This is a genomic window from Acinetobacter sp. YH01020, assembly GCF_013420275.1.
In the GTDB taxonomy this organism is placed as follows: domain Bacteria; phylum Pseudomonadota; class Gammaproteobacteria; order Pseudomonadales; family Moraxellaceae; genus Acinetobacter; species Acinetobacter amyesii.
On the sequence record NZ_VOYN01000076.1, the window covers coordinates 1 to 10,922 of the forward strand.

Annotated in this window: 12 protein-coding genes and 1 pseudogene; 9 read left to right on the forward strand and 4 right to left on the reverse strand. The window is 34.7% G+C overall.

Going from position 1 to position 10,922, the window contains the following annotated elements; all coding sequences use genetic code 11:
* From FTT85_RS17140 to FTT85_RS17155, 4 genes and pseudogenes are all read left to right on the forward strand, one after another.
* Nucleotides 1-144 (forward strand): annotated as a pseudogene (locus FTT85_RS17140) (ISNCY family transposase); the annotation flags it as partial.
* A 109-nt stretch (nucleotides 145-253) separates the two neighbouring features.
* Nucleotides 254-499 carry a type II toxin-antitoxin system RelB/DinJ family antitoxin gene (locus tag FTT85_RS17145; protein WP_000246755.1) on the forward strand — a complete coding sequence of 82 codons (246 nt, stop codon included), beginning with the start codon at nucleotides 254-256 and terminating at the stop codon, nucleotides 497-499.
* On the forward strand, nucleotides 489-782 hold the full coding sequence (locus tag FTT85_RS17150; RefSeq protein WP_000221358.1) for a type II toxin-antitoxin system RelE/ParE family toxin: 294 nt from the start codon (nucleotides 489-491) through the stop codon (nucleotides 780-782). Before FTT85_RS17145 ends, FTT85_RS17150 begins: the two co-directional genes overlap by 11 nt.
* Nucleotides 783-869: 87 nt before the next feature.
* Nucleotides 870-1,169 (forward strand): hypothetical protein, encoded by a 300-nt coding sequence (locus FTT85_RS17155; RefSeq protein ID WP_000358348.1) that lies wholly within the window; start codon nucleotides 870-872, stop codon nucleotides 1,167-1,169.
* Between the two features lie 174 nt (nucleotides 1,170-1,343).
* Here the strand turns inward: FTT85_RS17155 and FTT85_RS17160 are convergent, their stop codons facing one another.
* Both FTT85_RS17160 and FTT85_RS17165 read right to left on the reverse strand, forming a co-directional pair.
* Nucleotides 1,344-2,237 (reverse strand): RloB family protein, encoded by an 894-nt coding sequence (locus FTT85_RS17160; RefSeq protein ID WP_180184040.1) that lies wholly within the window; start codon nucleotides 2,235-2,237, stop codon nucleotides 1,344-1,346.
* A gap of 11 nt (nucleotides 2,238-2,248) precedes the next feature.
* A complete protein-coding gene (locus FTT85_RS17165; protein ID WP_218955507.1) occupies nucleotides 2,249-3,652 on the reverse strand; it encodes an AAA family ATPase in 1,404 nt (467 codons plus the stop codon).
* A gap of 707 nt (nucleotides 3,653-4,359) precedes the next feature.
* Here FTT85_RS17165 and FTT85_RS17170 point away from each other — a divergent pair.
* Complete coding sequence (locus FTT85_RS17170; RefSeq protein ID WP_249733010.1) at nucleotides 4,360-4,593, forward strand: hypothetical protein; 234 nt, start codon at nucleotides 4,360-4,362, stop codon at nucleotides 4,591-4,593.
* On the opposite strand, the gene FTT85_RS17175 is transcribed toward FTT85_RS17170, so the two are convergent.
* Nucleotides 4,577-5,860 carry a MobA/MobL family protein gene (locus FTT85_RS17175; protein WP_180074442.1) on the reverse strand — a complete coding sequence of 428 codons (1,284 nt, stop codon included), beginning with the start codon at nucleotides 5,858-5,860 and terminating at the stop codon, nucleotides 4,577-4,579. The genes FTT85_RS17170 and FTT85_RS17175 overlap by 17 nt on opposite strands.
* A 221-nt stretch (nucleotides 5,861-6,081) precedes the next feature.
* Here FTT85_RS17175 and FTT85_RS17180 point away from each other — a divergent pair, with 221 nt between their 5' ends.
* The 4 genes from FTT85_RS17180 (at nucleotide 6,082) to FTT85_RS17195 (ending at nucleotide 9,953) form a co-directional block, all read left to right on the forward strand.
* Nucleotides 6,082-6,837: a hypothetical protein gene (locus FTT85_RS17180; protein WP_180000619.1), complete on the forward strand. Its 756-nt coding sequence runs from the start codon at nucleotides 6,082-6,084 to the stop codon at nucleotides 6,835-6,837.
* A gap of 847 nt (nucleotides 6,838-7,684) precedes the next feature.
* On the forward strand, nucleotides 7,685-8,599 hold the full coding sequence (gene repM / locus FTT85_RS17185) for a replication initiation protein RepM (RefSeq protein WP_180000635.1): 915 nt from the start codon (nucleotides 7,685-7,687) through the stop codon (nucleotides 8,597-8,599).
* Between the two features lie 78 nt (nucleotides 8,600-8,677).
* Nucleotides 8,678-9,208, forward strand: a complete 531-nt coding sequence (locus tag FTT85_RS17190; protein ID WP_180184042.1) for a plasmid replication DNA-binding protein — start codon at nucleotides 8,678-8,680, stop codon at nucleotides 9,206-9,208.
* A 217-nt stretch (nucleotides 9,209-9,425) separates the two neighbouring features.
* Nucleotides 9,426-9,953, forward strand: coding sequence for a plasmid pRiA4b ORF-3 family protein (locus FTT85_RS17195; protein WP_180184043.1), 528 nt, complete (start codon nucleotides 9,426-9,428; stop codon nucleotides 9,951-9,953).
* A gap of 424 nt (nucleotides 9,954-10,377) precedes the next feature.
* On the opposite strand, the gene FTT85_RS17200 is transcribed toward FTT85_RS17195, so the two are convergent.
* A partial coding sequence (locus FTT85_RS17200; RefSeq protein WP_180184044.1) for a recombinase family protein occupies nucleotides 10,378-10,922 on the reverse strand: 545 nt, incomplete at its 5' end.

Consider the following 10,922-nt stretch of genomic DNA (forward strand, 5'->3'; position numbering starts at 1 on the left):
GCCCATATTCAACAGCAGCATGAAGAACTAGAACAACAAAATAAACGCAATCGTTCTCAAAAGATGCCAAGCAGACGTGCACAGAAAACAGCAATTCAAGAACGAAATCTAAATCCTGTGCTTGACTTGGAAATGTCCATATAGGACATTTCTATTTGGTTATTAGGTAGGACATTTCTACTTTGGAATAACACGACTTGTAATGCAATTTGCATTACAATGTTCCTAGTACATTAAATACTTGGGAAATATGATGGCTACTGTTAACTTCAGGATCGATGAAGCCCTTAAAGAAAAATCTTATTCAATCCTTAAAGAGCAAGGTATTGCACCTACGGATTTCTTCACTAGTATTCTTGAGTATGTTGCTACGACTGGGAAACTGCCTGTCAAAAAAGCTTTGCTTTCGGAAGAAGATGAAGAATTATTAGCTCTTGTCCGTAAGCGCATTAATGATCCTAAAGAGATGTTTGAGGAAGTCACATTAGATGACTTATAAGCTTTTACGTCACAAGGACTTTACAGCAGAATGGGAAAAACTCCCTGTTGCTATACGAGATCAATTTAAAAAGAAACTAGCCAAAGTCATAGAGCAGCCACATATTCCAAAGAATATGCTTAGAGGCGATCTTGCAGGTTGCTATAAAATCAAATTATTAAAAGCTGGTGTCCGACTTGTCTATCAAGTTAAAGATGATCAGGTAGTTATCCTGCTCATTACCGTCGGAAAACGAGCTGATAGCATAGTTTATGACGAAGCGAAAAAGCGAATTAAAGATTAAAAATGGGAGCTTATAGCTCCCATTTTTGCCTTCGTATAACGTGTATTATGTTAATTTTAGGGAAACTTAATTCTATAGGTGATACCAATGGATAAAAAGATAGAAGAGAAAACTAAAGATATTAATGAAAAAATTCAAAAATTGGATTTAGCTATCCAAGAACTAATAGAAACTACAGACAATTTTTTTATTAATGATAAGTACTATGGAATTGAATGTGCTTTTATTTTAGACCATGCACTAAATATTAAAATGCACTTTTTCAACAAGTATCCAGCATTTGCACCACCTCACTTACGAGGAGTAGAAAATTATGATCGAATTATACATATTAGAGAAAATAATCCTGAAGATAAGCTAGAACAAATTTCTCCTCTTAAAGACTAAATTTTCTAATCGCGTACTTAGAAGCCCCTATTATTTAACATAATGGCTGTTATACGCAATAAAAAAACCTGGGCACCAACCCAGGTCTAAAATTTAAAAAACAGATAAATATCAGTGCAATAAACTCATTTTTCTAATTTCGCATAACGCGTATTATGTTAATTTTAGAAAATATTAAAGATAAGGTTTAATAATTTCATAAATTGATGTTCCAATATTATCTTTGAGTTCCTTAGGATCTGTCGATATTTGTGAATCAATAATATTTTTTGGTAAATCTTCAAATTTAGAGACAATATACTTTGCGTCATAATTACTTTTGCTAGTATATCTTTTAGAAACTTTTTTCAACTCATTATCCAAAGCATGAGGCATATACTTTACTCTTGATTTTGGTCTAATTCTTTTATTCTCAAAAGCCAAATCTCTATCTAAATGATTGATATCATTCAAATGTAATAAAAGGAAAATTTCAAAACAAGGATTTGATATGCCAAGGCTGTACCCATTCTTTTCAGAAATTTCTAAGACTTCATCATACTGATACTCTTTAAAGCTTTGCTTATCCCTATCAATAATTATTAGAATTTTATCAATTCCATGCTCAAATCCTTTTAATTCAACTATGGCATTTAACATTTCTAATGGCTTATCTTTAACCAATGCTAAGTTACCAAATAAAATTTGATAATTTTCATCACCAATCAATTGATGTATAAGATCAAGCTTTTCTTGAAGTCCTTCTAATGTCGATTCTGTTTCTGTAAGAATTTCTTCTTTGATAACACCTATTTGGTGGATCACGTCCTCATTTAAATTAGTAGTTAATTTAAAATATGTATCAATCGATTTAACTACAATTAGCTGATGAGACTTTGTACCATCTTCCCTATCTAGAAAAACTATTTCACCTAAAATTTTATCAACAAATGCATTCTTAAATTCACGGATATAAAGCCCTTCAGTTTCAGCCCCTTCCACAACAAAAAATAGTTTAGGTTTCGGCGCTTTCGGCTCTTCTACATCCCTAGCTTGACTAGGAGCTTTATTTGTAAGTCTAAATCCCACAGTTTTCTCATTTAATTATTAAAAAACTTGAACTTAGGAATACTACCATAACGACCATCTAAATATGCTGTCATAATGTCCTTATCAAACCGAGTTTTAAACTCTTCTAATGAGTATATTTTACTTTCTCCAATATCATTTTTTTCTACAAACCAAATTTCATCTCGTCTCATAATATTCAAATCTAAAATTCGATCTTCATGAGTAGAAACAATCAGCTGTGATTTGTTCTCTATTGAAAGATATTTTTTAACAAAATTAAATGTAAGATTTGGATGTAAACTGCGATCTAACTCATCAACAACGAATATTTTTTCATTTTTATTTTTAATAATATCGTAAAGTTCCAGCAATCTTACAGTACCGTCAGATTCCTCACCTAAAGTATAATATTCACCATCCATATAATGGCAAAACTTAATAACTCTAAAGTTAATATCACCATCAATGTTAACTTTTATAGAATATAAGTTATTCTCAGTTCGCATCATTGCTGAGAATTCTCTAATATTTTTATCTATTTTTTCAATTTTCTGTATATTATCTTGAAGATATTGAAGTTTTTCATCCACATCCTCTTTTACGAAATCAATAAATTTTGGATCTTCAACTTTGTATATTTCATCGAGTTGAATATCTTCTACATGTATACCTGTAATTCCTGTACCAAAATCTTTTAAAAAATTTTCAATAGATTCATCACTTTCTTCTAAATAAGTTAGGCTACGATCTGCCGCTTGCGTAGGAGATATAACTTCAAGTTTTCTCTCAAACCAGAAGAATACTTTATTAAAAATAAATGCTTTACTATCTTTAGAAAAATCACTTTTCGTATCATTCAAGAAATGTAGGAATAAACTTTCATCATGTTTTTTTAACTCTTTAAAATCTTCTACATAAGTAAGCAGCCTAGCTCTATCTCTAGCACTATTAGTTAAATTATCAATATCAATTTCTAATTTTTTAGTTTCATATTCCATCGTGAATAAAGGAAATTCTTCTTCTCCTTTAATTTCATACATCCATTCTTTTTTCAGTTCTCCTTTGGATAACAAAATAGAAAAACCATAGGAATAAATTACTTTATTAATAATAATTTCATATTCAAAACTGGATTCTAAATCTTTATTGATAATATTAGTTCTACAATAAGATTTTTTATGAACAATATTTAATTCATTTTCAGTAATACACTGCTTTGAAAATTTAATTGCTTTGATAATATTAGATTTTCCAGCACCGTTCGCACCATAGATAGTAGAGAATTTTAGAAGATCTAAAACTGGCGTAGTGTAGACATGATTAGGATGCTGTCTAGTTTTTCCTTTTACTAAAGATAAAGTATTCAACTCGGCAAAAGAAAGAAAATTTAGGACTCGAAAATTAGCTAACATATCTGTATGTGATTTTTTCACTTATAATAGGTAAGAATCTAAACTATTCTATATAAAAAGCAATTTTTTTTAATCTAAAAGTGACCAAATCACCTATTTAACATAAAATCTCTTATGCGAAGTTTGCAAACCGTTGTGAAGATCTGTATCAATATTATTGAGAGTAGCTATAACATAGGCATGTAAAAATGAGTTTTATTGAACAAATAGAAGAGTCTTCAGCTAAATTGGTAGCAACAGCTTTGACAGTAAATTTGATGATTTTATCTTGGATCTTGGACCGCTTTCTCGACACAAACTTAATTAAATTTGGTCTCAATCACCCCGAGGGTGATATTTTGATATTCACAATAATAGTACTCCTTATTCTTACATATATAATTTCTGGTAAATCTGGATTATTAATGAAGTTTTTTTCATTTTTTGACTAATTATAGTGATGCTTAATAAATAAAATGGGATAGTAATGAATTTTAGGCTAGACGCTAAAAAAAATAGAATCTAAAATTCATTACTAATCATCTAAAATTCATCACTAATCATCTAAAGTATTGATTTATAATTATTATCTTGTTTTTATCGAAGCTAAAAAAATCTAGAAGTCGAATTATCTTTTACAATACAAGAGAAAGTTCTGCATTCAGCTTGGCAGTTGCAATATCAGGTTCTGTCACGTTAAGGAATTAAAGATCAAATAATTCGGTTAAGTCCCTATCAGAAGTATTTCCATGAAAAAATTCAGTACAAGTGAGCATCTCAAAAAAATGGATCGCAAGGATTGGGCAACAGCTCAATCGATTACGACCTTCGGCATGAGTCCCAAAGAAAAAAGGGCCCATAAAAAAAGATCCTGGGAACGCTTTGAACGGATCCAGTCTGGAGAAACTACACTGGAAGATGAAGAGGCTGTTCTGCTGATGCAATGGCGCGCCTTAAACAATCTGCCTAAAAACCAGAACTAAAATCATTATCCTGATCATGATTCCTTATTTTGTCAGGAGTTACTGCCTTGTCTCTCATTTGCAAAGGCACACGTTCGATGACCTGCCGCTGCATGAATGCCAATTCTTCATCAATAGAGGCTATCTGAATAACTGAATTCTTTAACCGTTGGCCCAGATCACTTAAGTATTCAAATTTCTCAAGTCGATCGAAGAATTCGGTATTCAAAAGATCGATATAAGCCTGTAAATCATGCTGAATCAACCTAAAAGGTTCGGTCGTTTGATGATCTTGCAATAAGGTTTGCTGCATTTTTTGTTGTAAAAACAATAATTTTTCTTGAGCATACCAACGCTGCCGTGTCCGTGGTGTTTCAGCTTGCGTGCTCAATTCTTCAATCTCTTGACGATTTTTTAATTCAGCCTCGTAAAATGGACGATACAACTCATAATGATTTTCAGCACGTAACCGGTTAATTTCAGCAGTCATTCTTTCCCGTTCGGCCACTAATTCCGGCTCTTTCTCACGCGCAAAACGGACCGCCTTATTCATCACAGGAACATCCTTCAGCTGTGTGCCATGCTTCTTGTTGTACTCCTTGTTGGATAAACAGCTGACCAAGCTAGGAACTTCCACCTGAATTCCCTTGATTTCCACCATCTTGGTCGGGGCATAACGCATGAGACTGTCATTAATCAGCTCTTCAGTCTTCTGCCGATACAGCTGTAACTGCGCCTTTCCCATACCTAACACATCAGCTGTCAGCTTCTGCGCCCCACCTTTCTGTGGATCCTTTGGGTTATAACGCTTAAAAAACTGTTCTGCGGTCCGGTCAATGCCATCAACATGTCGTTCACTATACATAAAATGCAAATGCGGTTGCTCTTGCCCACCCAACGATCCAACATGATTATGAATGGCACAGGTAAAGGGATAGCTATAGCGGTCTGCGAACTCAGCAATAAACGCCTCGGCCAATTCAATCCGCTGTGCCTGATTCAACTCTTTGGGCAAGGCCACCACCAAACTGGAACAGGTACGGCCATTACTACGTTCATAAATATCTGCAGCGTCCCAAAACTCAGCTGGCTTTCCTTCAGCAAAATTTGGCAGATTGCCGGATCTCACAAACTCGATCTGTTCTGAGGCACTTTCTTTATAATTTTTAAAGTGCGAAGTCCGGGTAATGTAGTGAAACCGGTTCTTGGCCGTGGCAGCATTTTTTACTTTCCCCGATCGGGTTTTCACGGCCTTTTTGCTTGTGTGTTCCAGGTTGCAATAGAACATAATCCCACCTTCAAATTCACGGAGCCTCGCAGAGCCTGCGGAGCACGAGGAGAAGTGTTTTTAATTCGATATAATTGCGTAGTAATTATATCGAATTAAAAACACGGAAACGAGCTTAAGAATTAAATAAAATGTTCCCACATTTTATTTAATTCTTCCCGTGCCGGCCTATGCTAAACTGAAAACACAAAAACCTCACCCATTTTATGCTGGAGAATGCGATGGCGGCCCGTGGAAGACCTACGAAAATACTCACCTCAAATGACCTCACGACATTGCAGCAATTTCTGGAGAAACTTCCCTTCCTCAAGAAAAAACAACAACAGGCTTTGACCCTACTTCAGCAATCCAATGGCAGATTCAATGACAAACAACTCAGCCTGTTCAAAACAGTCGACCGAGAGAAAAACCAGTTTCTAACAAGACAGGCACTCATTGAACAAATCAAACTGAAGGACAAAAACCAACAGCCCCTCTTGGCCAACGAAATTGAAATTCTGACCTTACTCAATCAAACAATGGATCAGGATAATTTTTTCCGCCTAGATCGCGCCCTAGAGTCTTATCAGAAAATTGAAAAAGCCGCCCTAGACAATCGAATCCGGCTGGAGAATGAACACAAACGTGAAATTTTGCAGAAAAGTCACAAGGAACTGACAGAAGCCCAGAAAAAACGCAATGCAGAAAACCAACTCAAATACGCGATAGGAGGTGTAGTTCAATCGCTTTATAAAGACCTGGATCTTCAGATCCAACACAGCGATATTCCCCTACTCAGAGATGCCCTCCTACAGAGCATTATTTGGGAAAGAGCCATTAAAGAAACCACAATCTATAAAGAGATCCAAAACAACACCGAAGACCTCAAGGAAGAAACAAAATTATTCCAGCGTATGATTGAAGATTTGCCAACCTATAACATCAATGGACAAAAACTTCACAAGGTACTCATCCAAAAGCACCGTAAAAAGCCATAAAATGCGATTACAGCCTGTTTTGGGCTCAATCCTATAAAATCCTACATAAAAAATGTAATCAGGGCTAAAAATGCGAAATAAGCCCTTTTACGCTTCACCCCTAAATGAATCCTTAATTTATAAATTAAGAAATGTCCTTAAAACTCAAATTAAATACCTAAAAGGTATCTATAGAGCGAGTGTCTACGAGCGAACCACTAAAATTCGCGCTTCGACTTTCTGAAAAACAGCTTTTTAGGCCGTAGAGCCTAATAAAGCGTAAATCACATGTAAAAATCAGATTCTAGATCGAGCGAAAGCGAGTAAAAAAGCTTTATGAGCGAAGCGAATTCATTCTTGCTTTTGATTTTTAGAATTCAAGAAAGAATTAACTAAAAAATTGCCCCAACGAATCGAGTGAAAGCGAGATTCAATAGAGTTTGAGCGTAGCGAAAACATAGGGCAATTTTTTCACTCCCTGGGCTTTTAATTATTTTTAATGTTTTTAAATGCTTTTAGATATCCTGAAAGCATTTATTTAAAAGCTTTACAGGTTCTATTAAACTAGGTTTGTCGACCCTTAAAACTAGGTTTGTCGACCCTTAAAACTAGGTTTGTCGACCCTTAAAACTAGGTTTGTCGACCTTAAAACTAGGTTTGTCGACCTTTTACTTCTTTAATATTAAGTTTGCTCTTAAAACAATCACTAAGCTAAGGTTTATTAGCCTAAAAGCCTTTAAAGGTGGTGAAATTATATTAGTCTTAAAGGGTATTAAAACTAGGTTTATCGACCTAGTAAAAAGAGAATTGCCAAAACAATTTGAATAGTCTATCTTACGACCTAGTTGTTAAGATAATAAATAGAGAAATGTCAAAATTAATTGTTAAAGACAATGCTTTAGTTCAAGCAAGTTATACACTTGATACGGTAGAACAACGCTTAATTTTACTTGCGATAGCAGAAGCCAGAGAAACTGGACATGGGATTACAGAAAATAGCCTCCTTGAAGTTCATGCAAGTAGTTATATAAATACTTTTAATGTTGAAAAACATACTGCTTATAAAGTTCTGAGAGATGCATCTAAAAGCTTATTTGACCGTTATGTCACTTATCATGACATTAGCCCTAAAACGGGGAAAGACCGCAGTTTTCACTGTCGTTGGGTAGATAAAATTGGTTATGAACCAAATTCAGGGATTGTTTTTTTACGCTTCACTCAAGACATAGTTCCTCTTATTACTCGCTTAGAAGAAAACTTTACTAAGTATGAATTACAGCAAGTCGCTAAATTAACCAGTACTTATGCAATTCGTTTGTATGAATTGTTAATTCAATGGAGATCCGCAGGAAAGACTCCTGTTTTTGATTTACAAACATTTAGACAGCAACTAGGCGTTGAAGTTAATCAGTACAAGACTATGAGTAACTTCAAAAGTTATGTTCTAGATTTTGCTATTAAACAAGTTAATGAGCTAACAGATATAACTGCTAAATACGAACAACATAAAACAGGTCGAATCATTTCAGGATTTTCTTTTAAACTAACCCAGAAAAAAACTAAAACACAAAATACAAAGGTTGATTTCCCTAAATTAACTGATGCACAACGTCACTTGTTTGCTAACAAACTATCAGAACTCCCAGAAGTAAGTAGCAACTATTCTCAAGGAACTGAAAGCTATCCTGAATTTGCTGTAAGGCTTGCTGAGATGCTCAAAGATTCAGAAAAAGTAAAGGAATTTATTCCTTTCCTTGAAAAAGTCGGGTTTAAAGCTGCCTAAATTATAGACTTGATCATTTGTCTATTAGACAGTCTAATAGACAATCAATTTTGACAAGTTTAGGCATAGGTTTACAGCATGAAAACCCTTACAGTTCTTGAACTTTCCAAGCTCTACAACATCAATAGACAAACCATTTACAACAACATAAAGAAAGGAATTTTAAGTAAAAATTCTGAGAATAAGATTGATCTAGCGGAAGCAATCCGTGTTTTTGGGGAACCCGTCAAAAAACAGGATGTAAAAGAACCTGTAAAAATAGACAGTCCAAATTCGGCAGAAGTTTTACTGCTTAGACAACAAATAGACATGCTGAAAAATCAGCTTGATGATGCCAAAGATCGGGAATCTTTTTATCAAAACCAAATTGAAACGATGCAACGCCTATTAGAAGCCCCAAAACCTAATATGACTACGTTTACCGATCAAGAACCGCTGCAACCAAGCATGGCCAAAACAGCTCCAGAACCGGACAAAGCAGAAGCTAAAGATGAGGGATTGACTACTCCGGAGCAGACAGAGAATAAGCGCATTCCAGTACCGGAGCAGGTTGAACCGGAGCAGCCGAAAAGAGGGTGGTTAAGCCGGTTTTTCTTGCCGAATGGCTAAGGGCATTATTCAACTGTGCTAATCAAAGTTGTGGAACTTTGATCAAATAATAAGCGTGGAACGTGATAAATCATTAAAAAAGCCCGATCTGGAGGATACGGGCCAATCAAAATGATATATACCATTGATTAATAAAGATAATTATAACGCATTTCGTATAAGGTGTATTATGTTAATTTTAGATTTACTAAAACTATTTTTTGAGAACTAGGCTGTTATGGGAACTGTAAAGCTCAAATCTTCTGATGAAGTTTTTCAATTAAAAATTAGTCTTCTAGGCAGTAATCCTGAAATCTGGAGAACTATTCAAATTTCATCGGCAGCTACTTTATCTACGCTCCATAAGGCAATTCAATCTGCTTTTGATTGGGAAGATAGCCATTTACATGAATTCACGACTATTAAGCATGAAAAGATCAATAAAAGACAAAAATTGAAAGAAGTTCTACGTGTAGGTAAAAAAATTATATATACATATGATTTTGGCGATTGTTGGGAACATTTGATTACTGTAGAAAGCAGACAATCTCCTGATTTAAATAAAAAATATCCATGTTGTATAGATGGTCAAAATCATGCTCCATTTGAAGATATTGGAGGAATTTTTGGATATCTTGATATTTTAGATGCATTACAAGACCCTAAACATCCAAGATATGACGATTACATGCAAATTATCGAGGATGAAATAGGAGAGATAGAGTTTGATCCGACCTACTTTAATTCACATGATATTAAGTTTTAAACCTGATTTAACATAATGGTTGTTATGCGAAATTCCTAGCATATTCACCTTTTGTCTTATATCTTTGTTTTTACCAATAGGTAAAATATATTCATAACCTACATCGGAAAAGTAGGTAGTTAAGAAAAAAATTGCAGAGATTTATAAGCCTTATAGTAACGGGAGAGACTATAGGGCTTTTTATTTATCTTAATATTCATATACCTAATGGATTTGCTTTTCAACTAGTTCCAATTTGTTTAATGCTTGCCGTTTTTTATGATCATTATTAATCTTTACAACTAGAGCTAAAATAAAAACCATCACTATAAAAACAAGGAAAATCAAATGCTTTTTCATCATTAATTCCGTCTTTTGATCTTTAAAAATGCCTTGCTCCTTTGTAAATAGATATGACATAAGGGAAGCACTGATACAAGCCTTTTTAAATGACTTTAGCAACTCGATAAACAGTTGCAACTCCACAATTCACTGCTTTGGCAATTTCTTCCTTAGTCATATTGCCAGCTGCTAGTAATTCTTTTATTCGTTTGTGCTTAGCCTCATTGGCTTTCTTACCTGTTGGCTTGTAACCCGAACGTGCCAAGCCCTGCTTAATACGTTCTATACGTTTCTCATTGTCCAGGCGGGCCATTGTTGCCAGGAGATCAATCAACATATTGTTGATGAGATCCAGGATTGAATGAGTAATGCTGTCACTGGTTTGAATCATTTGGTAGGTAGTAGGAAGATCTGCTACGACTAAACGAAGTCCCTTCTCCTGGATCCTGCGCTTCAGCTCTTGAAAATCCTGTTGGGTTAGGCGTGATAATCGGTCAATACTTTCAACCAACAAGGTGTCGCCTTGATTTGCTTCTGACAGTAGCTTATTCAATTCAGGTCGGTCTAACTTCGTACCACTATAGTTTTCCACGTACACAATGGTTTCGCCCAAATTCAAGTTTTGGTTTAGATCCTGAAGAATCTGCA